This window comes from Streptomyces mangrovisoli, assembly GCF_000974985.2.
In the GTDB taxonomy this organism is placed as follows: Bacteria; Actinomycetota; Actinomycetes; order Streptomycetales; family Streptomycetaceae; genus Streptomyces; species Streptomyces mangrovisoli.
On sequence record NZ_LAVA02000003.1, the window covers coordinates 163,651 to 190,022 of the forward strand.

The following is a 26,372-nucleotide window of genomic DNA, read 5'->3' on the forward strand; positions in this document are numbered from 1 at the left end:
AAGTGCCCCCTGCCCGTCACGTAACGTCGCCATGTGATCGATCCGCACGCACCGGCACCGCCGGGCACCCCGCCGCCCTGGCGTGGTCCCGCGCCGCTGCCGGTGCGGCCCGGCACCGGGCGGTTCCTGGTGCTGGTGTGCGTCTTCGTCTGCGCGGCCTGCGGACTCGTGTACGAACTCGAACTGGTCGCGCTGGCCTCGTACTTGATGGGCGACTCGGTCACCCAGGCGTCCGTGGTGCTGTCCGTCATGGTCTTCGCGATGGGCGTCGGCTCGCTGGCCGCCAAACGGCTGCGCGGGCGCGCGGCGGCGGGCTTCGGCGCGGTCGAGGCCGCGCTCGCCCTGACCGGCGGATGCAGCGCGATGAGCCTGTACGCCGTCTTCGCCTGGACCGGCGACTGGGGCGGGCTGTGGGCCGACGGCCCGCGCTGCCTGCTGGTGGCCTTCTCCCTCGCCATCGGACTGTTCATCGGCGCCGAGGTGCCGCTGCTGATGGAGCTGATCCAGCGCATCCGGCGGCAGGACGCGGGCGGCGCGGTGGCCGACCTGTTCGCCGCGGACTACGTCGGCGCGCTGGTCGGCGGCCTCGCCTTCCCGTTCCTGCTGCTGCCGCTGTTCGGCCAGCTCACCGGCGTACTGCTCACCGGCGCGGTGAACGTCACGGCCGGGGGCGCCCTGGTCCTCGGCCTGTTCCGGCGCGACCTCGGGCGCCGGGCCCGCTGGCTGCTGATCGCCGCCAATCTGGCCGTGCTCGGCGTCCTCGCCTCCGCCGCGCTCCTCGCCGACGACTTCGAGCGCGCCGCCCGGCAGGCGGTCTACGGGGACGACGTGCGCGTCGCCCGGCAGAGCGGCGGCCAGGAGGTGGTCCTGGCCGGCGGCACCGCGGGCCGCCCCCTCGACCTCTTCCTCGACGGCCGGCTGCGGGTCGCGGGCCGTGACGAGCGCCGCTACCACGAGGCCCTGGTGCACCCCGCGATGGCCGGACCGCACGCCCGGGTGCTGGTCCTCGGCGGCGGCGACGGCCTCGCCGTCCGCGAGGTGCTGCGCCACCGGGGGGTGCGCCGGGTCGACGTCGTCGACGCCGACCCGGACCTGGTCCGGCTGGCCCGCGGCGACCCCGCCCTCGCCCGGCTCAACGGCCACGCCTACGCCGACCCGCGCGTCCATGTCACCGTCGGCGACGCCTTCGGCCTGCTGCGCCGGTGCCCCCGGGCGGCGTACGACGTGGTGATCGCGGATCTGCCGGACCCCCGCTCCACCGCGAGCACCAAGTTCTACTCCGAGGAGTTCTACGGCCTCGCCCGCCGCGCCCTCGCCCCCGGCGGGCGGCTGGCCGTGCACGCCGGTCCGGTCCTCACCCGGCGCCGGGACTTCTGGACCGTGGAGGCCACCGTCCGCGCGGCCGGCCTGCGCACCGCCCCCTACCGGGTGGGCTGCCGCGGCGCGCGGCGCGGCCCGGACGCCGTGCGCGGACCGGGCGACTGGGGGTTCGTGCTGGCCGCCGTGGACCGCCCGGCGCTCCGCCTCGACCCGGGCGAGCCCCCGCCGCGCACCCTGACCCGGGCGGCGCTGGCCGCGGACCGGCGATCGGCCGAGCGGACCAGGGTCCACGGGGCGCGGGTGTCGACCCTGGTGCATCCGCGCTACTGAGCGGCCCCGCGGGTACGCCCGCCGGGAGTGGATCCCGGGCGAATCCCTCACCGCGCGGGTGCGGGCGGCCCCACCCTGGGTAGGCTCCGCAGACATGGAGCACGAGGTGCACGTTCCGGTTCTGGCCGACCGTCTGCGGGCGGCGCTCGCCGATCCCGCCCGGGTCGCCCGCGCGGTCCCCGGGCTCCAGCAGGACGCGGGCACCGAGCCGGTCGCGGGGCGGCTGAAGCTGCGGATCGGCGGCCACTCCATCACCTACCGCGGCGCGTTCCGGGTCACCGCGGGGGACGCGGACTCCTTCGCCGTCGAGGGCGACGCGGTCGAGGCCCGGGGCAGCGGCACGGTGAAGTTCGCGCTCACGGTGCGGGTGCGGGACACCGACGGCGGGACGACGGTCGCCTTCGCCGGGACCGTGACGGCCGACGGCCGGGTGGGCGAACTCCCGGCGGACGCCGTGCACTCGGCGGTGACCCGGCTGCTGGACCGGTGCGTCGAGAACCTCGCCGCGCAGCCGTCCGCCGACCCGCTCCAGGCGCTGGCCACGGAGGACTTCGCGCCCGGCGCGAGCGCCGACTTCGAGGCGGGACCCGACGCGGACGACGGACCGGTACCGGCACCGACGCCGGAACCGGCACCGGCACCGGCACCGGCACCGGGTGAGGGCACCGACGCTCCCGACGAGACGGTCACCGGCACGGACACCGGCACCGGATCCGACGGCACCGACACCGGCGCCGACGGCCCCGAGGACACCGCAGACAGCGACGATTCCGGCAGCCCCGGCGACTCCGGCACCCCCGAAGAGACCGGCACCCCCGAAGCGCCCGACGACGATCACGTCTCCGTCTTCGACACCGACGTCCCCCCGCCCGCCCTCGACCCCGCGTCCGGACCCGACCCCGTCGGCCCCGCGCCGGAGTTCCCCGAGCCCGCCGAGCCGCCGGCCGAGGCCGCGCACGCCCGGCGCACGATGATCGGGCGCAGCGCCGAGGAGGTCGACCACGCCCCGCCGCGCGGCCGCTACGCGCCCGTGCCCGCCCCGCAGACCGTCGGCAGCGGCGCCACCCTGCGCTGGGTCGCCCCGGCCGCGGCCCTGGTCGTGGCCTCGGCGATCGTCGTCGGCCGGGTGCTGCGCAAGCGCCGCTGAGCGAAACCGCGCCGCACGCGCGAGGTGCTCTTGATCGGCCCAGTAGGGTCGTCCCGTGCGTAACGAAGACATCACGCTGACCGCGGGCGACGCGGAGGTGACCGTGCAGCCGGGCAACGGCGGCCGGGTGGGCGGGCTCCGGGTCGACGGCACCGAACTGCTGCGCCAGGGCGAGCGGTTCGGTTGTTTCCCGATGGTCCCCTGGTGCGGCCGGATCCGCGAGGGCCGCTTCCGGGACGGCGCCACCGTCCGTCAGATGCCCCTCAACTCGCCGCCGCACGCCATCCACGGCACGGTCCGCGACGGTTCCTGGCGCACCGCCCGCGTGGCGGACGGCGAGGCCGTGATCACGTACGACCTGGTCGAGCCGTGGCCCCACGCGGGCCGGGTCACCCAGGCCGTCGCGCTGACCCCGGACGCGCTGACGCTGACCATGTCGGTGGAGACGTACGACGACTCCTTCCCCGCGCAGATCGGCTGGCACCCGTGGTTCCACCGGAACCTGCGCGGCGCGGACGCCCGGCTCGACTTCGCCCCGGCGTGGCAGGAGGAGCGCGGCGACGACCACCTGCCCACCGGCAACCGGATCGACCCGAAGCCCGGCCCGTGGGACGACTGCTTCGGAATGCCGGACGGCGTGCGCGTGACGCTCACCTGGCCCGGCTTCCTGGAACTCGCGGTGACCAGCCCCGAGCACTGGGTCGTGGTCTACGACGAGCAGGACGCGGCCGTCTGCGTGGAGCCGCAGACCGGGCCGCCGAACGGGCTCAACACCCTTCCACGCCTGGTCACACCGCTTCAGCCGCTGGAGGCGACGACCACCTGGAGCTGGCGCCGCATCTAAGCTGGACCGCATGACGGACGCACGTGGCGCACTGCTGCAGCAGATCAAGGACAAGGCCGTGGTGCACGGCAAGGTGACGCTCTCCTCGGGGCTGGAGGCCGACTACTACATCGACCTGCGCCGCATCACCCTGGACGGCGAGGCGGCCCCGCTGGTCGGCCAGGTGCTGCTCGACCTGACCGCGGACCTGGAGTACGACGCGGTGGGCGGCCTGACCATGGGCGCCGACCCGGTCGCCGCGGCGATCCTGCACGCCGCGGCCGCCCGCGGCCGGCGCGTGGACGCCTTCGTGGTGCGCAAGGCCGCCAAGGCGCACGGCCTCCAGCGGCGGGTCGAGGGCCCGGACATCAAGGGCCGCCGGGTCCTGGTCGTCGAGGACACCTCCACCACCGGCGGCTCCCCGCTCACCGCGGTCGAGGCGGTGCGGGAGGCGGGCGCCGAGGTCGTCGCCGTCGCCACCATCGTGGACCGCGCGACCGGCGCCGCCGAGAAGATCCAGGAGGGCGCGGGAGTGCCGTACCTGTACGCGTTCTCGAAGGACGAGCTGGGTCTCGACTGAGCGGCCGTCCGCGCAGGTGCACACGCGGCGGGTCGGGGCCGCGCCGGGGCTGAGGCACCGGGTCGAGTCTGGAAAGATGGGGCCGACGATGACGTCGCATCCCAAGGTCTAGGTCAGGGCCGAAAAGCAGTACGCCAACCCGCAGATACAAGGAGCGGACAGATGCCCATCGCAACCCCCGAGGTCTACAACGAGATGCTCGACCGGGCGAAGGCAGGCAAGTTCGCCTACCCGGCTATTAACGTCACCTCGACCCAGACCCTGCACGCGGCACTGCGCGGCTTCGCCGAGGCGGAGAGCGACGGCATCGTCCAGATCTCCACCGGCGGCGCCGAGTTCCTGGGCGGCCAGTACAGCAAGGAGATGGTGACCGGCTCGGTCGCGCTCGCCGAGTTCGCGCACATCGTCGCGGAGAAGTACCCGGTCAACGTCGCGCTGCACACCGACCACTGCCCGAAGGACAAGCTCGACGGGTACGTGCGTCCGCTGCTCGCGATCTCCGAGGAGCGCGTCAAGGCCGGCCGCAACCCGCTGTTCCAGTCGCACATGTGGGACGGCTCCGCCGAGACGCTGGCCGACAACCTGGCCATCGCGCAGGAGTTGCTGGCGCAGGCCCACCGCGCCAACATCATCCTCGAGGTGGAGATCACCCCCACCGGTGGCGAGGAGGACGGCGTCTCCCACGAGATCAACGACTCCCTCTACACCACGGTCGAGGACGCGATCCGCACCGCCGAGGCCCTCGGCCTGGGCGAGAAGGGCCGCTACCTGCTGGCCGCCTCCTTCGGCAACGTGCACGGCGTGTACAAGCCGGGCAACGTGGTGCTCCGTCCCGAGCTGCTGAAGGAGCTCAGCGAGGGCGTCGCCGCCAAGTTCGGCAAGCCGTCCCCGTTCGACTTCGTCTTCCACGGCGGCTCCGGCTCCACCGAGCAGGAGATCCTCACCGCGCTGGACAACGGCGTCGTCAAGATGAACCTCGACACCGACACCCAGTACGCCTTCACGCGCCCGGTCGCCGACCACATGCTGCGCAACTACGACGGCGTCCTGAAGGTCGACGGCGAGGTCGGCGACAAGAAGACCTACGACCCGCGCACCTGGGGCAAGCTGGCCGAGGCGTCGATGGCCGCCCGCGTCGTCGAGGCCACGCAGAACCTGCGGTCGGCGGGCAACCGTCTGAAGTGACCCGCGCGGTCACGAGGACCCCGCCGTCCGACGTGATCCACCGCGGCTTCCGCCGCTGAAGCGAGCCCGGCCGCCCAGGTCGACATCCCTGGGCGCCGGGCTCGTCCCTTGTCCGGACACATGCGCCCGGCTCGCTGTATACCTGGGTACATGCCCGATGTCCGGCTGGCCTCGCCCCAGGGCAAGTGGATCGTGCTGACGACCGTCCTCGGCTCCAGCATGGCGCTGCTGGACTCGACGGTCGTCAACGTCGCCCTGCCCCGCATCGGCGAGGATCTCGACGCCGAACTGTCCGCCCTCCAGTGGACGGTCAACGCCTACATGCTCACGCTGGCCGGGCTGATCCTGCTCGGCGGCTCCCTCGGCGACCGCTACGGGCGCCGGCGGATCTTCGTGACGGGTGTCGTGTGGTTCGCGGCGGCCTCCCTGCTGTGCGGGCTCGCCCCGACCGCCGGGGTGCTGATCGCCGCCCGCGCCCTACAGGGGGTCGGCGGAGCGCTGCTCACGCCGGGCTCGCTCGCGCTGATCCAGGCGTCCTTCCACCCCGACGACCGGGGGCGGGCGGTCGGGCTGTGGTCGGGTTTCGGCGGCATCGGCGCGGCCGTGGGTCCGTTCCTGGGCGGCTGGCTGGTGGCCGGGCCCGGCTGGCGCTGGGTGTTCCTGCTCAACGTGCCGCTGGCCCTGCTGTGCGTGCCGGTCGCGCTGCGCCACGTGCCGGAGTCGCGGGACGCGGGCGGGCACGGCCGCTTCGACGTGCTGGGCGCGGTGCTCGGCGCGCTGGCGCTCGCGCTGACGACGTATGCCCTGATCGAGGCGCGCTCGGGCTCGGTGGCCGTCGTGCTGAGCGCGGTCCTCGGGGTCGCGGCGGGCGTGGCGTTCGTGTGGGTGGAGCGGCACCGGCCGGATCCGATGCTGCCGCCGGGCATCTTCGCCTCCCGCCAGTTCACCTCGGTCAACCTGGTCACCCTGTGCGTGTACGCGGCGTTCGGCGGCTTCTTCTTCCTCACCGCGCTCCAGTTGCAGGTGGTGGCCGGCTACTCGCCGCTCGGGGCGGGCACCGCGCTGCTGCCGACGACCGCGCTGATGCTGCTGTTCTCCGCCCGCTCGGGCGCCCTCGCCGACCGGATCGGGCCGCGCATCCCGCTGACCGCGGGACCGCTGGTGTGCGCGGCGGCGATGCTGCTCATGCTGCGGGTGGGCGAGGACGCGGACTACCTGACGGACGTGCTGCCCGCGGTGCTGGTGATGGGCGCCGGGATGGTCACCCTGGTCGCCCCGCTGACCGCCACCGTCCTGGCCTCCCTGGACGCGTCCCGGGCGGGGCTGGCCAGCGGCGTCAACAACGCGGCGGCGCGCGTGGCGGGGCTGGTCGCGGTGGCGGCGCTGCCGGTGCTGACGGGGATGGGGCCGGACGCGTACCGCTCGGCGGGCGCCTTCGACACGGCGTTCCGGCGGGCGATGCCGATCTGTGCGGGGGTGCTGGTGCTGGGGGCTGTGCTGGCGTTCTGCTTCGTCCGCCGCCCGACGCCCGGCTGCACCCGCCCGGAATGCCGCACCCACGGCTCGGTGACGACCCCGCCCCTGGAGGGTCACGGGGTCTCGGGCTGAGGGCTCGGTCGGGGCTGCGTTTCCGGGTGCGGCCCGGCGGCGGGTCATTCGCGCAGTTCCCCGCGCCCCTTACGGGTGCGGCCCGGCGGTGGGTTGCTCGCGCAGTTCCCCGCGCCCCTAAGACCGGGCCGCCGAGGGCGCCCCTTCAGGGGCGCGGGGAACTGCGCGAACGGCCACGACGGACCCGCAGTCGCCACACGGCCGGACACCCCCGCCCCTTGGGCGATCCGGCGACCCCATCCCGGGCCCCGGCCCACCACCGTCGAGCCCAGCCGCGCGCGCCCACCGCAGGCTGAGCCACACTGGAACCCATGACGATTCACGAGAACCTCCTCGGGGGCCCGCCCCCGACCCAACTCCCCGACGACCCGGAACCCCGCGAACTGCTGGCGAGCGGCACCGCGCCCGCGGACGTCGCCGCGCGGTACCCCACCTCGTCGCTGGCCTGGGCCAGGCTCGCCGACGAGGCGTTCGAGCGGGGCTCGGTCGTGGAGTCGTACGCCTATGCCCGCACGGGCTACCACCGCGGCCTGGACGCGCTGCGCCGGGCCGGCTGGAAGGGCCACGGCCCCATCCCCTGGGAGCACGAGCCCAACCGCGGCTTCCTGCGCGCCCTGCACGCCCTCGCGCGCGCCGCGCAGTCGATCGGCGAGCAGGAGGAGTACCAGCGCTGCGCGCAGTTCCTGAAGGACTCCTCGCCCGCGGCCGCCCAGACCCTGGGATGACCCGAGCGTGACCGGCGGGCCCGTCCGTGGCGGGCGGGCCTTGCCGTTTCGGGCGGGATTGTTGAAGGATGCCGCTGGGGACCGGGGCCCCCGTGCCGGCATCGGCAGGGGCGGACCGCTACCCTCAGCAACACAGGAGACAGCGATGTCCCAACAGGCTCATCGGTCCTACGAGACTCAGGAGCCCGAGACTCCGCACCTCGACTTCGCCGGCACCACGCCGTACGAGGACTACGTCAAGGCGGACGTGCTCACCCACCTCCAGCACACCCTCTCGGACGACCCCGGCGAGATGGTCTTCCTGGTCACCACCCAGGTCATGGAGCTGTGGTTCACGGTGATCGTGCACGAGTGGGAGACCGCGGCGCGGGCGCTGCGCGAGGACCGGGTGTCCGTCGCGATCGAGGCACTGAAGCGTTCCACGCACGAGCTGGAGGCGCTCAACGCCTCCTGGAAGCCGCTCGGCCGGCTCACCCCCGCGCAGTTCAACGCCTACCGCAGCGCCCTCGGCGAGGGCTCCGGCTTCCAGTCGGCGATGTACCGGCGCATGGAGTTCCTGCTCGGCGAGAAGTCCGCGTCGATGCTGGTCCCGCACCGCGGCGCCCCGCGCGTCCACGCGGAGCTGGAGAAGGCGCTGCACGAGCCGAGCCTCTACGACGAGGTGCTGCGGCTGCTCGCCCGGCGCGGCCACGCCGTACCGGCGGACGTGCTGGAGCGCGACCTGACCCTGCGCCACGAGCCCTCCGACGCCGTCGAGGCGGTCTGGACGGCGGTCTACGCCGGTGACGGCGAGGACGAGGTCGCCCGGCTCGGCGAGGCGCTGACCGACGTGGCCGAACTGGTCTGGCGCTGGCGCAACGACCACCTGGTCGCCACCCGCCGCGCGATGGGCGCCAAGGCCGGCACCGGCGGCTCCGCCGGGGTGGCCTGGCTGGAGAAGCGCGCCCGCAAGAACGTCTTCCCCGAGCTGTGGACTGCGAGGTCCTATGTCTGAGCCCGCCCTGACCGAGCCCGCCCTGACCGAGCCCGCACGGATCGGGTCCGCCCCGGTCGAGTCCGCCCTCGCCGAGCTCGCCCGGCGCGCCGAGAAGCTGGACGCCGCCGACGAACTGGCCGCCAAGCGGCAGGAGTTCGTCCTCGACGACGGTGTCTACCTGGACGGCAACTCGCTCGGCGCGCTGGCCGCGCACGTGCCCGGCCGCGTCGAGGACGTGGTGCGCCGCCAGTGGGGCGAGATGCGCATCCGCTCCTGGACCGAGGGCGGCTGGTGGACGGCGCCCGAGCGGATCGGCGACCGGATCGCGCCGCTGGTCGGCGCGGCCCCCGGCACGGTCGTGGTCGGCGACTCCACCAGCGTCAACGTCTTCAAGGCGCTGGTCGCGGCGGTCCGGATCGCCGGGGACGGGCGGGACGAGATCCTCGTCGACGCCACCACCTTCCCCACCGACGGCTACATCGCCGAGTCGGCGGCCCGGATGACCGGCCGCACCCTGCGCCCGGTCGCCCCCGCCGAGGTGCCGGACGCGCTGTCCGGCCGTACGGCCGCGGTGCTGCTCAACCACGTGGACTACCGCACCGGCCGGCTGCACGACCTGCCCGCGCTCACGGCGGCGATCCACGCGGCGGGCGCCCTCGCCGTCTGGGACCTGTGCCACAGCGCGGGCGCGCTGCCGGTCGGCCTGGACGGGCACGGGGTGGACCTGGCGGTCGGCTGCACCTACAAGTACCTCAACGGCGGCCCCGGTTCACCGGCCTTCCTCTACGTCCGCGAGGGACTCCAGGACCGGTTCGACTCCCCGCTGCCCGGCTGGAACTCCCATGTGGAGCCGTTCGGGATGCGCGGCACGTACGAGCCCGCGGCGGGCGCCGTGCGCGGCCGGGTCGGCACCCCCGACATCCTCTCCCTGCTCGCCCTGGAGGCGGCCCTGGAGGTGTGGGACGGGGTGTCGGTGGACGCGGTGCGCGCCAAGTCGCTCGCGCTCACGGACTTCTTCCTGGAGTGCGTCGGCCGGTACGTGCCCGAGGGCAGGGTCGAGTCGATCACGCCGGCCGCGCACGCCGAGCGCGGCAGCCAGGTCGCGCTGCGCTGCGACGACTCGGCGCGCGTGATGCAGGGCCTGATCGAGCGCGGTGTGGTCGGCGACTTCCGCCACCCGGACGTGCTCCGCTTCGGCTTCACCCCGCTGTACGTCGGCTTCGCGGACGCGGAGCGGGCGGCGCGGGTGCTGGCGGAGGTACTGGCCGAGGTCACGGGCTGAGACGTGGGCCGCTGAGGCCCTCGCCGTGAGGCCGGTCCGGGGTGTGCCCCGGACCGGCCTTTCGCCTGCGCGTCGCCCTTCCGCTGTTTCGCCACCCTTCCGTGACACTTCCGGCGCGGGTGAACCGTTTATCCCTCACCCTGCGTGACATCCCCGTGTCCGCGCACGTCATAGGCCTGATACCGTCCCGGAACGGCCGCATATTCACCTGGTCCGCCCAAATACGGTTCATCGCTGAGAGGTTGGAGCATGCCGGACGACGTCGCCGCAGCCCGGGCCACCGCCGAGGAGGAGTCCGCCTTCTCCCACCCGCATGTCGACCCCGACGCCACGGCCGCCTACGGCGACCATCCGGACCAGGTGATCGACTTCTTCGCGCCGCGCGGCGAGGGCGCCCCCGACGGACTCGCCCCCCTGGTCGTCCTGCTGCACGGCGGCGCCTGGCGGGCCCCCTACGACCGGGCGCACGTCAGCCCGCTGGCCGGCTTCCTGGCCGGTCAGGGCTTCGCGGTGGCCAGCGTCGAGTACCGGCGCGGCGCCGCGGGCGCGGACGGCGGTGGTGCCCCGGTCGCCGGGCGCTGGCCGGACACCTTCGACGACGTCGCCGCCGCCTTGGACGCGCTGCCCGCCCTGGTGCGGGAGATCCTGCCGGGGGCCGACCCGCGCCGCACCGTGCTCACCGGCCATTCCGCCGGCGGGCACCTGGCGCTGTGGGCGGCGGCCCGTCATGTGCTGCCGGCCGGCGCGCCCTGGCGCACGGACGGCCCGGCCGAGCTGCGCGGGGTCGTCGCGCTCGCCCCGATCGCGGACTTCGAGGTCGCCGAGAAGCTGGAGGTGTGCGGCCACGCATCGCTCCAACTCCTAGGCGGGGACGAGCTGTTCGCCGACCGCAGGCCGTACGCCGACCCGGCGCTGCTGCTGCCCACCGGCATCGCGACCACGGTCGTGCAGGGCCGCGCCGACGACGTCGTACCGCAGGCGGTCGCCGAGGCGTACGCCGAAGCGGCGGCGAAGGCGGGCGAGATGGTGGGCCTGACGCTGCTGGAGGACGTCGGCCACTTCCCGCTGATCGACCCGGCGGCGGATGCCTGCGCGGTGGTCGCGGAGGAGATCGCCCAGCTGGCCTGGTGACACCGGCGCCGGTCGGAACGGGGCTGGTCAGATGGGGGCCGCGCGGGCTAGCGTCCGTGCATGGCAGCCGTATCCGATCTCGCCTTCGATCCCTGGGACCCGGCGTTCCTCGCGAACCCGTACCCCGCGTACGCCGAGCTGCGCGAGCGCGGCCGGGTGATCCGCTTCGAGCCGACCGACCAGTGGCTGGTCCCGCACCACGCGGACGTCTCGGCGCTGCTGCGCGACCGCCGTCTGGGCCGCACCTACCAGCACCGCTTCGAGCACGAGGACTTCGGCCGTACGGCGCCCCCGGCGGAGCACGAGCCGTTCCACACGCTCAACGACCACGGGATGCTCGACCTGGAGCCGCCGGACCACACCCGGATCCGGCGCCTGGTGTCGAAGGCGTTCACGCCGCGCACGGTGGACCGGCTGGTGCCGTACGTCGAGAACCTGGCCGGTGAGCTGGTCGCCGCCCTGGTCGCGGCGGGCGGGGGCGATCTGCTCACCGATGTCGCCGAGCCGCTGCCGGTCGCGGTGATCGCCGAGATGCTCGGCATCCCGGAGTCCGACCGCGCCCAGCTGCGGCCCTGGTCGGCGGACATCTGCGGGATGTACGAGCTGAACCCGTCCGAGGACACCGCGGCGCGGGCGGTCCGGGCGTCGGAGGAGTTCTCGGAGTATCTGCGCGAGCTGATCGCGGCCCGCCGCAAGGACCCCGGCGACGACCTGATCTCCGGGCTGATCGAGGCGCACGACGAGGGCGACCGGCTCACCGAGCAGGAGATGATCTCCACGGCGGTGCTGCTGCTCAACGCGGGCCACGAGGCCACGGTCAACGCGACCGTGAACGGCTGGGCGGCGCTGTTCCGCAACCCCGGCCAGCTCGCCGCCCTGCGCGCGGACCACTCGCTCGTCCCCTCGGCGATCGAGGAGCTGATGCGGTACGACACCCCGCTCCAGCTGTTCGAACGCTGGGTCCTCGACGACATCGAGATCGACGGCACGACGATCCCGCGCGGCGCGGAGATCGCGATGCTCTTCGGCTCCGCCAACCACGACCCGGCGGTCTTCGCCGCCCCGGAGCGCCTGGACCTGACCCGGCGCGAGAACCCGCACATCTCCTTCAGCGCGGGCATCCACTACTGCATCGGCGCCCCCCTGGCCCGCATCGAACTGGCGGCCTCGATGCGCGCGCTGCTGACCCAGGCGCCGACGCTGACCCTGGCCGCGGACCCGGAACGCAAGCCGAACTTCGTGATCCGGGGGCTGGAGGGGCTGAACGTGCGGGTGGGGTGAGGGAGACCGGGCGAGACGATCACCCGTTCGGCTGATCATCGAGCCATACCGCCCGGCGGCCGACCGTGGCTCGTCACGCTGGTGCCTGCCTGCGAAGGGAGGCACCATGACGGTCATGGCAGAGCGCGCGTCATCCCCGTTGTCGGTCGACATGTTCGAGCGGATCGCCGAGTTCGCCGAGTCCCAGGACGACACCGTCAGGTTCGAGTTCATCGACGGACGGATCGGGCTCAGGAAAATGACGAACGGCACCCACGGCGAGATCGCGATGTGGTTGGTCTTCCACTGCAAGCAGGCGCGGTCCGATCTCACCCTCAACGTGACCGGGCAGGGGTTGAAGGTCGCGTCGTACCGCAGCGGCCGTGCCCGGCCCGATGCCGTGCTGGCACCGGTGGGGCACTTCAACGGTCAGGGCGACTGGGCCGACCCCGACGGCGTGCTGATGGCCGTCGAGATCACGTCGTACGACTCGGACACCCACAACCGCGACCGGGTGGAGAAGCCCCGGGCCTACGCGGAGGCGGGTATCCCCGTCTACCTGCTGATCGACCGCGACAAGGACTCGGTCGTCGTGCACAGCGACCCGGACCCGAAGGACGGCTACCGGGACATCCACCTGGTGCGGCTCGGCGGCAAGGTCTCCCTGCCCGAGCCCGTCGGCATCGAACTCGACACCGAGGAGCTCAGGCAGTACGCCGACTGAGACCGCCTGCCGCCTGCCGTCCGCCGCGAGCCCGGTCGTCAGGTGGTCAGATCCCGCCTCCGCAGCCCCGCGAGCCCGCCGCCCAGCAGCGCCGCCGCCAGGCCCAGCAGGGCGAGCACCGGCTCCCAGCGCATCGCCACGCCCGGCAGCTTCGGCAGGTGACCGAAGGGGGACAGGTCGAGCACGATCTGCGGTGCGTTCAGGGCCGGGCCCACCCAGCCGATCAGGAGCACGGCGACCGCGACCGCCCAGGCCCCCGGTGCCAGCCTGGGTGCGAGGCCGTACAGCAGGACCGTGACCGCGCCGATCACCCAGATCGCCGGGAGCTGCACCAGGCAGGCGCCGAGCAGCGGGCCGACGTCCCTCCCGTAGCCGGCCGCGAGGCCCAGCGCCGCCAGGGTCATGATCAGGGCCGAGCCGCCGAACGCGATCACCAGATGGCCGGCCGCCCAGCGCAGCCGGCCCACCGGGCAGGCCAGCAGCGGTTCCGCGCGGCCCGAGGTCTCCTCGCCGTGCAGCCGCAGCACCGAACCCACCACGAACAGCGCGGCGACCAGGCCGAGGATGCCGGCCATCGACGCCAGGAACGCGTTCGTGACCCCGCTCTGGCCGCCCATCCGCTCGAAGATCTCCCGGGTGGCCTTGTTGGTGCCGACCAGGTCGGCCGCGCTGCCCGCCATCGAGCCGAACACGGCCCCGGCGAGGAGGAACCCCGCCGCCCAGCCCAGCAGGGCGCCCCGCTGGAGCCGCAGCGCCAGGGCGCCCACGGAGCCCAGGGTGCCGGCGGGCGGGCCGGGCCGGGCGGGCAGCAGGCCCATGCCGAGGTCGCGGCGGCCCGCGAGCGTGTAGGCGGCGACCGCCTGGACGGCCACCGCCGCCACCGACAGCCCGAGCACCCACCAGCGTTCGCCGGCGAAGGACCGCAGGTTCTCCAGCCAGCCGAGCGGGGAGAGCCAGGTGAGCACGGAGGAGCCGTCGGCCGTCCCGGAGTCGCCCGCCGCGCGCAGCACGAAGGCCGCGCCGAGGACCGCCGACGTCAGCCCGCGCGCCGGCCGCGCGCTCTCCGTGAGCTGGGCCGCGATCGCCGCCATGGTCGCGAAGACCATGCCGACGGCGGCGAGGCCGAGGCCGAAGCAGAGCGCGCCCGCGAGGCCGAGGCGGGCCAGGCCCGCCGTGACCAGCAGCGCCAGGGCCGCGTTGGGCACCAGGGCGGCGAGCAGGGCCGCGGTGAGCGGGGCCCGGCGGCCCACCGCCCCGGACGCGACCAGCTCGTACCGCCCGCTCTCCTCCTCGTCCCGGGTGTGCCGTACGACGACCAGCAGGCTGGTGACCGCCGCGAGGACGCCCGCGTACACGCCCACCCGCCAGGCCGTCAGCGCGCCGGTCGAGGTGGCGAACAGGGGGCCGATCAGGGCGCGGAAGGAGGCGTTCGTGAGCACCTGGTGCATCAGGTCGGCGCGGTCGCCGGGGGTGGCGTAGAGGCCGTCGAGGGTGTTCGGCATGGAGAGGACCATCAGCGTGTTCACCGCGACCCAGACCGGGGCGAGCACCCGGTCGCGGCGCAGCGCGAACCGCAACAGCGTCCCGGTGCCCGCGAGTTGGCGGTCCCGGCCGGTCGGTGCGGGGAGCGCGTACGCTGTCATCGGGGCACCTCGTCCTGGTAGTGCCGCAGGAACAGCTCCTCCAGGGTGGGCGGCGTCGAGGTCAGCGAGCGCACCCCCGCCTCGGTCAACTTCCTGAGGACGCCGCCGAGTTCCTCCGTGTCCACCTGGAGGCGGACGCGGCGGCCCTGTATGTCGAGGTCGTGCACGCCCTTCAGGCCCGCCAACCCGTCCGGCTCGGCGGCGAGTTCGGCGCTGACGCTGGTACGGGTGAGATGGCGCAGGTCGGCGAGCGAGCCGGTCTCCACCGTGCGGCCCTTGCGGATGATGCTCACCCGGTCGCAGAGGTCCTCGACCTCGCTGAGGATGTGCGAGGACAGCAGCACGGTACGGCCGCGGTCGCGCTCCTCCTCCACGCAAGCCTGGAACACCTCCTCCATCAGCGGGTCGAGGCCGGAGGTGGGCTCGTCCAGGATCAGCAGGTCGGCGTCCGAGGCGAACGCGGCGACGAGGGCGACCTTCTGCCGGTTGCCCTTCGAGTACGTGCGGCCCTTCTTGGCCGGGTCCAGCTCGAACCGCTCGATCAGCCGCGCCCGCCGCGTCGCGTCGAGGCCGCCGCGCAGGCGGCCGTAGAGGTCGATCACCTCGCCGCCGGAGAGGTTGCGCCACAGGGTCACGTCGCCGGGGACGTAGGCGATCCTGCGGTGGATCTCCACCGCGTCCGCCCAGGGGTCGAGGCCGAGCACCCGCGCGGTGCCGGAGTCGGCGCGCAGCAGGCCGAGCAGGACCCGGATGGCGGTGGACTTGCCGGCGCCGTTGGGGCCGAGGAAACCGTGCACCTCGCCGGCCGCGACGTCGAGGTCGAGGCCGTCCAGGGCGTGGGTCCGTCCGAAGGACTTGTGCAGTCCGGAGACGGTGATCGCCGTTGTCATGCGCCCGAAAGTACGCTCCCGCGCCCCCGGTGAGCAGCCCTTTCGCCGGTGCGGACGAAAGAAGGCCGAGCCGGTCACCGACCGCGGGCCGACCGCCTGCGGTGAGTGGCCCCGACGCCCCCTTGCCGACCGCCTGCTCCGGGTGGCATGGCGACCTCTTGCCGACGGCCTGCTTCGGGTGGCACGGGCGACCGGTGGCCGACCGCCCGCTTCGGGTGGCGTCGGTTCTCAGGCCCCCCGCTGAGGCACCGTGAGCCCCCAGGCCTCCTCCAGCACCCGCCAGGTCCGCCGCCGTACCGGCCCCGCGACGCCTCCGTCCGCGCGATAGCGGAAGTCCGCCCCGGTCACGGTCACCACCCGCCCCGACGCCACCAGCAAGGACGCCTCCGCCCCCACCGACACCGGCCGCACCTCCACCTCGGCCACCCCGCCCCGCCCCGGTGTCACCGTCACGCCCTCCACGGGCTGGTCCAGGTCGATCAGGGGCGCCCCGTCGACCTCCACCCGCAGCCGCGACGGTCCGGCGCCGGGGACGGCCGTGCTCCGGGCCGGCCGGACCGGCACCAGCGTCCGTACGAGGGACTGGGCCGTCCGCAGCCAGGGCCGCGCGCCGTCCGGCCCGCCGTCGCCGCCGTCGGCCTGCGCGGGCGGCGTCCCGGGCAGCGGCAGCGCGGGGATGCGCAGCGCGCCGAGCACCACGCCGTCGCTCTCGTCGACCAGCACGTCCAGGCGCCGCTCCACCCCGTCGAGCACGGCGCGCGCGGCCGCCACGGCCCCGGTGGGCACCCCGAGCGCCCCGGCGAGCGTGAGGGCGCCCCCGACCGGCACCACGGACAGCACACATCCGGCCAGCTCCCGCCGGCGGTGGAGCAGGGCCACCGTCCGCACCAGGGCCCCGTCGTCGCCGATCAGGACCGGCCGACGCGCCCCGCGCCGGGCGAGCGCGCGGGCGAACTCCTCGGGGTCCTCGGGCAGGCAGACCTTCGTGGCCGCACCGGCGCTGAGCACGTCCTTCGCGATCCGTACGGACTCTCCGTCCGTCCGCCTGGCCATCGGATCGATGATCACCAGCAGCTGATCGGACCTCGCGGACGTCGCCACCTCGGCCATGCCTCGCTTCCTCGGGTAGCATCTTTGTGCAAGAGCCCCTTGCGCTATTGCGCCAGGGGCTTCGTCTATTCCGGGGCATCCGGTCCGACGGGTTGTGCGACCAATGGCGGTCGCGGTGGTGCGCGGCGTTGAACCTTACGCGTACGCCCCTGACCTTGGACATGCCCCGCCCGGAAGGGGTGTACGCGCGTGCCCGCACTTGTGCTGCTCGGTGCTCAGTGGGGTGACGAAGGCAAGGGAAAGGCGACGGACCTGCTCGGTGGATCCGTCGACTATGTGGTGCGCTACCAGGGCGGCAACAACGCCGGCCACACGGTGGTCGTGGGCGATCAGAAGTACGCCCTGCACCTGCTCCCTTCCGGGATTCTCTCTCCCAGTTGCATTCCGGTCATCGGCAACGGCGTCGTCGTGGACCCGTCGGTCCTGCTCTCCGAGCTGAGCGGTCTGAACGAGCGTGGCGTCGACACGTCCAAGCTCCTGATCAGCGGTAACGCGCACATCATCACGCCGTACAACGTGACGGTGGACAAGGTGACGGAACGCTTCCTCGGAAAGCGGAAGATCGGCACCACCGGCCGCGGCATCGGCCCGACCTACGCGGACAAGATCAACCGCGTGGGCATCCGGGTCCAGGACCTGTACGACGAGTCGATCCTCACCCAGAAGGTCGAAGCGGCCCTGGACGTGAAGAACCAGATGCTCACCAAGCTCTACAACCGGCGGGCGATCGCCGTCGACCAGGTGGTCGCGGAGCTGCTGGAGTACGCCGACAAGCTGCGGCCCTACGTCGCCGACACGGTCCTGGTGCTCAACCAGGCCCTGGAGGAGGACAAGGTCGTGCTGTTCGAGGGCGGCCAGGGCACGCTCCTGGACATCGACCACGGCACCTATCCCTTCGTCACCTCGTCGAACCCGACCGCGGGCGGCGCCTGCACCGGCGCCGGCGTGGGCCCGACGAAGATCAGCCGGGTCATCGGCATCCTCAAGGCGTACACGACCCGTGTGGGCGCCGGCCCGTTCCCGACCGAGCTGTTCGACGCGGACGGCGACGCGCTGCGCCGCATCGGCGGCGAGCGGGGCGTGACGACCGGCCGTGACCGCCGCTGCGGCTGGTTCGACGCGGTGATCGCCCGCTACGCAACCCGCGTCAACGGCCTGACCGACTTCTTCCTCACCAAGCTGGACGTGCTGACCGGCTGGGAGGAGATCCCGGTCTGCGTGGCGTACGAGATCGACGGCCGCCGGGTGGAGGAACTGCCCTACTCGCAGTCCGACTTCCACCACGCGAAGCCGATCTACGAGACGCTGCCGGGCTGGTCGGAGGACATCACCAAGGCGAAGTCCTTCTCCGACCTGCCGAAGAACGCGCAGGACTACGTCAAGGCGCTGGAGGAGATGTCCGGTGCGCCGATCTCGGCGATCGGCGTCGGTCCGGGCCGTGACGAGACGATCGAGATCAACTCGTTCCTCTAGACGGACGTCTGGCACATCGTCAGGGGCACGTGAACACGGCGCGGTTACGTCCGCGTGAACGCCCGGCCGGGCTGTCCGGCCGGGCGTTCGAACATCCCGCCACAGGGGCAACACATGACTCATCCTTGACCTGGGCATGACCGATTCCTGGTTTCGGGGCGGACCGGGCAGCGCCACGATCTACGCGAGTAGTCCCGCACGGCAGCCCTGTCTACACGCGTCACGTCTGCTTCCCAGGAGCCTTGTATGCCCGCCAGTCCCTTGAACCGCCGGGAGTTCGTGAAGAAGTCGGCCGTCACCGGGGCCGCCGTCGCCGCCGGGTCCGCGGTCGCGGCCGGCCCCGCCGAGGCCGCCGAGCACCACCCCGCGCCGAAGCCGCCGAAGGCCCCCAAGACCTGGAGCTTCTCCATCCTGGGCACCACCGACCTGCACAGCCACGTCTTCAACTGGGACTACTACAAGGACGCGGCCTACTCCGACACCAAGGGCAACACCGTCGGTGTCGCCAAGGTCGCCACGCTCATCAAGCAGCAGCGCGCCGCCAAGGGCGAGGACCACGTGCTGCTCGTCGACGCCGGCGACATCATCCAGGGCACCTCGCTCGGCTACTACTTCGCACGCGTCGACCCGATCACCGGGACGAACGGCAAGAAGGGCCCCAAGCACCCGATGGCCGTGGCGATGAACCTCATGCGCTACGACGCCGCCGCCCTCGGCAACCACGAGTTCAACTACGGCATCGACACGCTGCGCAAGTTCGAGAGCCAGTGCGACTTCCCGCTGCTCGGCGCCAACGCGCTGGACGCGAAGACGCTCCGGCCCGCGTTCCAGCCGTACACGGTGAAGCACATCAGGGTGCCCGGAGCCCCCGACATCAAGGTCGGCATCATGGGCCTGACCAACCCCGGCATCGCGCTGTGGGACAAGGACAACGTCAACGGCAAGATGGTCTTCCCGGGCCTGGTCGAGCAGGCGAAGAAGTACGTGCCCCGGCTGCGCGCGCTCGGCTGCGACGTCGTCTTCCTGACCGACCACTCCGGCCTCGACGGCTCCTCGTCGTGGGGCGACGCGCTGCCGTACGTGGAGAACGCCTCGAACCTGGTCGCCGAGCAGGTGCCCGGCATCGACGCGATCCTGGTCGGCCACACCCATGTGGAGGTCTCCTCCTACACGGTGAAGAACGAGGAGACCGGCGAGGACGTCCTGCTCTCCGAGCCGTACTGCTGGGGCTACCGGCTGAGCGTCTTCGACTTCGAGATGGAGCTGGAGCACGGCCGCTGGAAGGTCGTGAGCAAGACCGCGCAGACCCTCAACCCCGCGGCGGTGGACGAGGACGCGGAGATCAAGAAGCACCTGGAAGCCGACCACGAGCTCGTCGTGAAGTACGTCAACACGGCGGTCGGCACCTGTACCGAGGACCTCTCCGCGGCCGAGGCCTGCTGGAAGGACGTCCCGGTCATGGACTTCATCCACGAGGTCCAGATGGAGTCGGTGAAGGCGGGCCTGTCCACCGCGGACGCGGCGCTGCCGCTGATCTCGGTCGCCGCGCCCTTCAGCCGCACCGCGGACATCCCGGCCGGCAACGTCACCATCAAGGACATCGCCGGGCTGTACATCTACGACAACACCCTCTACGGCAAGAAGCTGACCGGCGCCCAGCTCAGGGACTACCTGGAGTACGCGGCGAAGTACTACCACCAGGTCCCGGCCGGCACGGCGGTGGACACCGCCACCCTCACCAACGCCAACAGCTTCTGGGACTACATGTACGACACCGCCGCGGGCGTCGACTACGAGATCGACATCGCGGCGGCCGAGGGCTCGCGGATCAAGAACCTCACCTACAACGGCGCGGCGATCGCCGACGACCAGGTCTTCGTCGTCGCGGTCAACAACTACCGCGCCAACGGCGGTTCGGGCTACCCGCACATCGCGGCCGCGGAGACCGCGTTCAGCACGCCCGACCAGATCCGCGACATGATGATCGCCTACGTCATCGCCAAGGGCGCCCTGGACCCGGCCGACTTCGCGGCCGCCAACTGGAAGCTCACCCAGGCGGGCACGCCGGTCTTCGGCTGACCGCCGCGCCATGCGGTGCCGGGGCCTTCGCCAGGCCCCGGCACCGACGCGATGGCGGAGCGGATCGGGCATATTCTGAGGTCGTGCGCGTGCGCACTTCGGCGTACGCCGGCCGGAGGAAGGTGAGTGCGATGCGCATGCTGCTCAAGGCATCCCTCGACACCGAGAAGGCCAACGAGGTCATCCGCAGCGGCAAGATGCCGCAGCTGATGCAGCAGGCACTGGACGCGATCAAGCCGGAGGCGGCCTACTTCACCGTCGAGGGCGGGGACCGGACGGCATACCTGTTCTTCGACATGGCGGACAGTGCCCAGATGCCGCCGGTCGGTGAGCCCTTCTTCATGGACCTGGGCGCCAGGGTCGAGTTCACGCCCGTGATGAACGGCGAGGACCTGTCGAAGGGGCTCTCCCAGCTGAGGTGACCCGCGGGCCGCTCAACTGAAGACGATCATCGAGCCCTGGGCCAGGCTGCGGGTGGTGGCCGCGTACAGACCGAGCCAGACGTGCCGCTCGCGCGCGAACGGGCTCGGGTCGTAGGGCGCGGGAACGGCCGGCTCCTCCAGCTCGGTGGGGGCCGCCGGGGGCTGCGGGGGCGCCGGCGGGTTGGCCGGGTCGATGCCGATCACCGGCGCCACGAACTCCAGCTCGCGCAGCAGCGCCTGCGAGGAGCCCAGCGGGCCGCCGCCGGAGAGCAGTTCGTCGTTGTACAGCGGCACGGCGAAGTCGACCGGGACGTAGGCGCCCGCGTGGTCGTAGTGCCACACCAGGTGCGACTGCTGCGCGGTGGACTCGAACATCTCCAGCAGCTGTTCGTAGTCGCCGCCCAGCTCGTCCACGGGCGTCACCGCCAGCCCGCACACCTTGAGGAGATAGGCCCGCCGCAGGAAGTGCAGCGCGTCGTAGTCGAACCCGGCGACCGGGGCGACCTCGCCGGACAGGCCCGGCATGTACTGGTAGACCGGCACGGGCGGGAGCCCGTTCTCGGCGAGCAGCTTGTTGTATTGCGCGAGTTCCTCGGCGAACGGGTTGTCGGGCGTGTGGCACAACACGTCCACGAGCGGTACCAGCCACAGGTCACAGGCCAAAGAGGGCTCCTCGTTGCGAAGTGCACGACACGGTCAGGGAAGGGTAATCGGTGCGGCCGGTGCCCCGACAGGCGCCGTTCGTCCCCGTCGACACGAGGTCAGCTCCCCGGCGACGGGGCCTTGTGCAGGTCCCATACCCACACCCCACCCGTCCACCTACCGGGCCGGCCCACCAGCTTTTCCACAGCCTCGCGCACCTGCTCGCCGTGCGACTGCGGAACCACCACCAGCGCGCCCGCCCGCCAGTACGCGAAGTCCTTCGCGGCCTGCGCCCGCCAGTTGGCGCCGATGTTCGGGATCACCCCGGTGTCGCGGACATCGCTCAGCATGCCGGAGGTCCAGCGCGGCGCGGCGCCGTAGATGCCGGTGCGGTCCTTGCCGTAGGGGCCGTTGAAGTAGCCGCCGGGCAGCTTGAAGCCGAGATGGGCCGCCGTCTGCCAGTGCAGCGCCGTCGCGTCGCCCGCGTCCGGCAGCGGCAGCGTCACCAGCGACTCGTCCCCGTGGACGTACGACTTCCACTCCCCGGACGTGAAGAACGCGGGGACCGGCTCCCGGTCCACGGCCCGCAGCGGCGCCGGGACGATCGGGAGGAGCGCCAGCGAGACGGCCAGCAGGCCCAGGTACTGGGTGCCCAGCTGCCGGGTGGCCGCCAGCCGGTCCACCGCGAGCGCCAGCAGCATCCCGAGGGCGGGCGCGCACACCATCGCCACCCGGCCCTCGATCACCGACTCGAACAGTGGCAGACGCGCGAACAGGGCCCACGGGCCGGGGAAGACGACGTCCGTGCGCGGGATGCGGAAGGTCGGACCGAGCGAGAGCAGCGCCGCGCCGCCCGCGGTGAGCGCGAGCGCCTTCACCTGCGGCCGGTCCCACAGCCGTACGGCGGTCCCGAGCGCCACCAGCAGCAGCGGCCACCCGTAGAAGGCGTTCTGCTCGGTCGGGTTGGAGGCCAGCAGGCCCGCCTTCGTCGCGTCCCCCGCGAACAGCGAGCGCTCGGCGAAGGAGATCAGGGCGAGCGGGCTGTTCGCCGCCTTGCTGTGCGGGAAGGCGGCGTAGCTCTGCGCTCCGGCGAACTGCCAGTACAGCGGGTAGGCGACCAGCGGCAGACAGACCAGGGCCGCGAGGCCCAGCCCCTTGAGTAGCGGCCGCCACGCCGCCCGTGCCACGGCCGGGCGGGCGGCCGCGTAGCCGAGCGCGAACAGCGCCATGCCGATCGACGCCAGCAGCAGCGGCTCCTCGCCCAGGAAGATCTGGTAGGCCGCCATCAGGCCGAGGACGACGCCGTTGCGGCGGACGCGGACGCCCGCGCACAGGCGCAGCGCCCGCTCCACGATCAGCGGGATCATGAACAGGACGACGAAGTTGGGGTGCGCGTTGGCGTGGCTGACCATCGGCGGCGCGAACGCGGCCAGCGACGCCCCGACGAAGGCGGCCGCCCGGCGCGCGACCACCCGGTTCACGATCAGCCGGTACCAGGCGAACGCCGTCACCGCGAGGCCCAGCGTCATGCACAGGCTCAGCGACACCGCCGGGCCGAAGGCGAGGGTGACCGGCACGAAGGGCACCGACAGGCCCAGCATGACCGTGTTGGCCATGAGGTTCACGCCGTCGGGGAAGCCCTGCAGATCGGTGAAGAACGGGTTGTGAAGGTGGGCCACGCTGTCCGCGGCGACCGCGAAGAACCACTCCCACTGGTTCTGGTCCTGGAGCGAGTCGGCCAGATAGCGGTGGTTCGGGTCGAAGAACCGGCCCGAGTACAGGCCCACCGACATCGCCAGGAACAACAGCCCCACCAGCAGGTCCGCGGGGCGCAGGGTGTGCCGGGCCTTCAGCCGGACGAGTTCGGTCAGGACGCGGGCGTAGTCGAGCGGCCGTACCTTCGAGCCGATCCGGTGCGACCAGCTGACCGGGACCTCGGCGACCGGCCAGTCGGCGCGGTGGAAGTGCGAGAGCACCTCGACGTCTATGCCCCAGCCGTCGAGCCGGGACGCGGCGAACGCCTCCCGGGCCCGGTCGCCGTCGAACAGCTTGAACCCGCACTGGGTGTCGCGGATGCCGGGCACCGCGACGGCGCGTATGACGAAGTTGCCGGCACGGCCCAGCAGTTCGCGCATCCGGTGCTGGCGCAGGTGGATCGTCGCGCCCGGCACCGAGCGCGAGCCGATCACCGCCGCGGCGCCCCCGTCCGCGCACAGCTCCGTGTCGAGCCGCGCCAACTCCTCGATGGGCGCGGCCAGATCGGCGTCCGTGACCAGCACCCGCCGCCCCCGGGTGGCCGCGACGCCGAGCCGCAGCGCCCGGCCCTTGCCGCGGTGGTCGGCGCCGGCGACCAGGCGGACGCGGTCGTCCTCGCGTCCGCTGACCACGTCGCGGGTGCCGTCCGTGGAACCGTCGTCGGCGACCACGATCTCCCAGTCCGCCCAGCGGCCCGGGTGCTCCTCCAGATAGCCGGTGATCGCGTCGAGGGTCGGCCCGAGCCGCTCCTGCTCGTTGTAGGCGGGTACGACGACCGAGAGCGCCACCGTCTGCCGGGTCTGGCGCACGGGCGCCGCGCTCACCGGCCCGCCAGCCGCTCGACCAGCGCGAGGGAATGGGCGTTGTACTCGCCGACGATCTTGCGGGCGGAGTCCACGTCACGGTTGCCGAGGGCGTCCACCAGTTCGGTGTGGCCGGCCCACAGCTGTCCGCGCAGATCCGTGGCCCCGCGCAGGTGCTGCACCGTGCACACCCAGGACTGCACGCGCAGCCGGTGCAGGAAGTCGGTCAGATAGGCGTTGCCGAACAGGGCGCCCAGCTCACGCCAGAACCTCAGGTCGTAGCCGACGAGGACCCTCAGCTCGCCCGCGGCGGCGGCCCGCTGGGCCTCCTCGCCGCGCCGGCGCACCGCGGCGAGCGCGGCCACCGAGCGCGGGTCGTCCGCCTCCCGCAGGGCGTGATGCCCGTCGAGCAGGGCGTGGAACATGCCGTCCGTGACCATGCTGCGGGCCTCGACCATGCCGCGGTAGTCGTCGGCCGAGTACTCGGTGACCCGGAACCCGCGGTGCTGGTCGGCCTCCAGGAGCCCCTGCGCCGACAGGTCGACGAGCGCCTCGCGCACGGGCGTCGCGGAGACGCCGTACTGGTCGGCGATCTCCTTGACGGTGAACTCCCGGCCCGGCTGGAGCCGCCCGGCCAGCACCTCGTCGCGGAGCGCGTCCGCGATCTGCTGACGCAGGGTGCTGCGGGTGACGGCACCGGTGCCGCTGGAGCCGTGCATGGTCGGCTGGTCCCCCTTGCGCGTGCGGGTGGCGTGCGTACGTCTATGTGTACGGGCACGCCACCTTACGCGTTCGGGTTCCCGGGCAGTCAGTTACACCGTGTACTCGTCGGCCACGGTCAGAGCGGCGTCCAGGGCGGCCAGACCCTCCTTCAGTTCGGCCTCGGTGACGTTGCACGGCGGCACCACGTGCGTGCGGCTCATGTTGATGAACGGCCACAGACCGTGCTTCTTCGCGGCGGCCCCGAACGCGGCCATCGGCGCGTTCGCCTCACCGGTCGCGTTGTACGGCACCAGCGGCTCGCGGGTCTCGCGGTCGCGCACCAGCTCCAGCGCCCAGAACATGCCCATGCCGCGCACCTCGCCGACGCTCGGGTGCCGCTCGGCCAGGGCCGTGAGGCCCGGCTCCACGACGGACGCGCCGAGCCGCGCCGCGTTCTCCACGACGCCCTCCTCGGCCATCACACCGATCGTCGCGACGGCCGCGGCACACGCCAGAGGGTGACCGGAATACGTCAGGCCGCCGGGGTAGGGACGGCGCGCGAAGGTCTCCGCGATCGCCCCGGAGATGGCGACGCCGCCGAGCGGCACATAGCCGGAGTTGACGCCCTTGGCGAAGGTCATCAGGTCCGGCACCACGTCGAAGGCGTCGGCCGCGAACCAGGTGCCGGTCCGCCCGAACCCGGCCATCACCTCGTCGAGCACGAACACGATGCCGTACTTGTCGCAGATCTCCCGGACCCCGGCGAGATAGCCGGGCGGCGGGACCATGATGCCCGCGGTGCCCGGGATCGTCTCCAGGACGATCGCGGCGACCGTGCCGGGCCCCTCGAAGGCGACCGTCGTCTCCAGGTGCTCCAGCGCCCGCGCGCACTCCTGCTCCTCGGTCTCGGCGTAGAACCGCGAGCGGTACAGGAACGGCGCCCAGAAGTGCACCACGCCGGCCGAGGCGCTGTCGGAGGCCCAGCGGCGCGGGTCGCCGGTCATGTTGACGGCCTGGTGGGTGCCGCCGTGGTACGAGCGGTAGGCGGTGAGCACCTTGGCCCGGCCGGTGTGCAGCCGCGCCATCCGCACGGCGTGCTCGATCGCGTCCGCGCCGCCGTTGGTGAAGAAGATCTTGTCCAGGTCGCCGGGGGTCCGCTCGGCGATCAGCCGGGCCGCCTCCGAACGGGACTCGATGGCGAACGCGGGCGCGAAGGTGGTCAGGCGCCCGGCCTGCTCCTGGATCGCGGCGACCACCTTGGGGTGCTGGTAGCCGATGTTCGTGTAGACGAGGCCGCTGGTGAAGTCGAGGTAGCGGTTGCCGTCGTAGTCCCAGAAGTACGACCCCTCGGCACCGGCGACGGCGAGCGGGTCGATGAGCTCCTGCGCGGACCAGGAGTGGAAGACGTGCGCGCGGTCCGCGGCCTTCACGGCGGCGCCGGCCTGGGGGTTGGGCTGAGGGGTCATGCGGGCGAGCGTACGAGGCCGCCGCGCGCCCGCGACATGGGCGTCCTGTCTGCGGTCGGGGGGTTTCCGCGACAGATTGTCGACGGGCCGAGCGGTCGGCCCTGGGCGGGTCCGCCTCCCCTCCCGCCGGATGGTGCTCCCACGAGCCGAGCGACGGCCCGGCACCCGGTTCCGCCGAGCCGTGTGACGGCCCGGCACCCGGTTCCTGTGAGTCGAGCGACGGCCCGGCACCCGGATTTCGGCTGAACGTCACCCCGTCTTCCCCCCGCCGGACCGGTGCTTTCCGGCCGCCCTGC

The 26,372-nt window shown here is 72.9% G+C and carries 22 protein-coding genes; 15 read left to right on the plus strand and 7 right to left on the minus strand.

What is annotated here, in order from left to right:
* Window positions 1-33: 33 nt before the first annotated feature.
* The 12 genes from WN71_RS01780 to WN71_RS01835 all read left to right on the plus strand — a co-directional run bounded on the left by WN71_RS01780 (window position 34) and on the right by WN71_RS01835 (window position 13,091).
* Window positions 34-1,650: a polyamine aminopropyltransferase gene (locus WN71_RS01780; RefSeq protein WP_046581423.1), complete on the plus strand. Its 1,617-nt coding sequence runs from the start codon at window positions 34-36 to the stop codon at window positions 1,648-1,650.
* A 94-nt stretch (window positions 1,651-1,744) separates the two neighbouring features.
* Window positions 1,745-2,797 carry an SRPBCC domain-containing protein gene (locus WN71_RS42175; RefSeq protein ID WP_046581425.1) on the plus strand — a complete coding sequence of 351 codons (1,053 nt, stop codon included), beginning with the start codon at window positions 1,745-1,747 and terminating at the stop codon, window positions 2,795-2,797.
* Between the two features lie 55 nt (window positions 2,798-2,852).
* On the plus strand, window positions 2,853-3,641 hold the full coding sequence (locus tag WN71_RS01790; protein WP_046581426.1) for an aldose epimerase family protein: 789 nt from the start codon (window positions 2,853-2,855) through the stop codon (window positions 3,639-3,641).
* Window positions 3,642-3,651: 10 nt separating this feature from the next.
* A complete protein-coding gene (gene pyrE, locus WN71_RS01795) occupies window positions 3,652-4,200 on the plus strand; it encodes an orotate phosphoribosyltransferase (protein ID WP_046581428.1) in 549 nt (182 codons plus the stop codon).
* 162 nt (window positions 4,201-4,362) lie between these two features.
* Complete coding sequence (fbaA, locus tag WN71_RS01800) at window positions 4,363-5,385, plus strand: class II fructose-bisphosphate aldolase (protein ID WP_046581430.1); 1,023 nt, start codon at window positions 4,363-4,365, stop codon at window positions 5,383-5,385.
* A gap of 150 nt (window positions 5,386-5,535) precedes the next feature.
* A complete protein-coding gene (locus WN71_RS01805; RefSeq protein ID WP_046581431.1) occupies window positions 5,536-6,993 on the plus strand; it encodes an MFS transporter in 1,458 nt (485 codons plus the stop codon).
* Window positions 6,994-7,304: 311 nt separating this feature from the next.
* Window positions 7,305-7,718 carry a DUF3151 domain-containing protein gene (locus tag WN71_RS01810; protein WP_046581433.1) on the plus strand — a complete coding sequence of 138 codons (414 nt, stop codon included), beginning with the start codon at window positions 7,305-7,307 and terminating at the stop codon, window positions 7,716-7,718.
* 145 nt (window positions 7,719-7,863) lie between these two features.
* Complete coding sequence (locus tag WN71_RS01815; RefSeq protein ID WP_046581435.1) at window positions 7,864-8,712, plus strand: tryptophan 2,3-dioxygenase family protein; 849 nt, start codon at window positions 7,864-7,866, stop codon at window positions 8,710-8,712.
* Window positions 8,705-9,976, plus strand: coding sequence for a kynureninase (gene kynU / locus WN71_RS01820; protein WP_079177578.1), 1,272 nt, complete (start codon window positions 8,705-8,707; stop codon window positions 9,974-9,976). The genes WN71_RS01815 and kynU overlap by 8 nt, the downstream gene beginning before the upstream one ends.
* Before the next feature lie 249 nt (window positions 9,977-10,225).
* Window positions 10,226-11,107 (plus strand): alpha/beta hydrolase, encoded by an 882-nt coding sequence (locus tag WN71_RS01825; protein ID WP_046581436.1) that lies wholly within the window; start codon window positions 10,226-10,228, stop codon window positions 11,105-11,107.
* A 60-nt stretch (window positions 11,108-11,167) separates the two neighbouring features.
* On the plus strand, window positions 11,168-12,388 hold the full coding sequence (locus tag WN71_RS01830) for a cytochrome P450 (protein ID WP_046581438.1): 1,221 nt from the start codon (window positions 11,168-11,170) through the stop codon (window positions 12,386-12,388).
* Window positions 12,389-12,494: 106 nt separating this feature from the next.
* Complete coding sequence (locus tag WN71_RS01835) at window positions 12,495-13,091, plus strand: Uma2 family endonuclease (protein WP_046581439.1); 597 nt, start codon at window positions 12,495-12,497, stop codon at window positions 13,089-13,091.
* A gap of 38 nt (window positions 13,092-13,129) precedes the next feature.
* Here the strand turns inward: WN71_RS01835 and WN71_RS01840 are convergent, their stop codons facing one another.
* The 3 genes from WN71_RS01840 to WN71_RS01850 all read right to left on the minus strand — a co-directional run bounded on the left by WN71_RS01840 (window position 13,130) and on the right by WN71_RS01850 (window position 16,734).
* Complete coding sequence (locus WN71_RS01840) at window positions 13,130-14,734, minus strand: ABC transporter permease (RefSeq protein ID WP_046581615.1); 1,605 nt, start codon at window positions 14,732-14,734, stop codon at window positions 13,130-13,132.
* Window positions 14,731-15,624 carry an ABC transporter ATP-binding protein gene (locus WN71_RS01845; RefSeq protein ID WP_046581442.1) on the minus strand — a complete coding sequence of 298 codons (894 nt, stop codon included), beginning with the start codon at window positions 15,622-15,624 and terminating at the stop codon, window positions 14,731-14,733. Before WN71_RS01845 ends, WN71_RS01840 begins: the two co-directional genes overlap by 4 nt.
* A gap of 228 nt (window positions 15,625-15,852) precedes the next feature.
* On the minus strand, window positions 15,853-16,734 hold the full coding sequence (locus WN71_RS01850) for a diacylglycerol kinase family protein (RefSeq protein WP_046581445.1): 882 nt from the start codon (window positions 16,732-16,734) through the stop codon (window positions 15,853-15,855).
* 189 nt (window positions 16,735-16,923) lie between these two features.
* Here WN71_RS01850 and WN71_RS01855 point away from each other — a divergent pair, with 189 nt between their 5' ends.
* From WN71_RS01855 to WN71_RS01865, 3 genes are all read left to right on the plus strand, one after another.
* Window positions 16,924-18,207 (plus strand): adenylosuccinate synthase, encoded by a 1,284-nt coding sequence (locus tag WN71_RS01855; RefSeq protein WP_046581447.1) that lies wholly within the window; start codon window positions 16,924-16,926, stop codon window positions 18,205-18,207.
* Between the two features lie 246 nt (window positions 18,208-18,453).
* A complete protein-coding gene (locus tag WN71_RS01860; RefSeq protein WP_046581448.1) occupies window positions 18,454-20,286 on the plus strand; it encodes a bifunctional metallophosphatase/5'-nucleotidase in 1,833 nt (610 codons plus the stop codon).
* Between the two features lie 131 nt (window positions 20,287-20,417).
* Window positions 20,418-20,708, plus strand: a complete 291-nt coding sequence (locus WN71_RS01865) for a hypothetical protein (protein ID WP_046581450.1) — start codon at window positions 20,418-20,420, stop codon at window positions 20,706-20,708.
* Between the two features lie 12 nt (window positions 20,709-20,720).
* Here the strand turns inward: WN71_RS01865 and WN71_RS01870 are convergent, their stop codons facing one another.
* The 4 genes from WN71_RS01870 to WN71_RS01885 all read right to left on the minus strand — a co-directional run bounded on the left by WN71_RS01870 (window position 20,721) and on the right by WN71_RS01885 (window position 26,076).
* Window positions 20,721-21,371, minus strand: a complete 651-nt coding sequence (locus WN71_RS01870) for a hypothetical protein (protein WP_046581451.1) — start codon at window positions 21,369-21,371, stop codon at window positions 20,721-20,723.
* Window positions 21,372-21,469: 98 nt separating this feature from the next.
* Window positions 21,470-23,929: a dolichyl-phosphate beta-glucosyltransferase gene (locus WN71_RS01875; protein ID WP_046581453.1), complete on the minus strand. Its 2,460-nt coding sequence runs from the start codon at window positions 23,927-23,929 to the stop codon at window positions 21,470-21,472.
* Window positions 23,926-24,627, minus strand: a complete 702-nt coding sequence (locus WN71_RS01880) for a GntR family transcriptional regulator (RefSeq protein WP_046581455.1) — start codon at window positions 24,625-24,627, stop codon at window positions 23,926-23,928. Before WN71_RS01880 ends, WN71_RS01875 begins: the two co-directional genes overlap by 4 nt.
* 93 nt (window positions 24,628-24,720) lie before the next feature.
* On the minus strand, window positions 24,721-26,076 hold the full coding sequence (locus tag WN71_RS01885) for an aspartate aminotransferase family protein (protein WP_046581456.1): 1,356 nt from the start codon (window positions 26,074-26,076) through the stop codon (window positions 24,721-24,723).
* Window positions 26,077-26,372 lie beyond the last annotated feature (296 nt).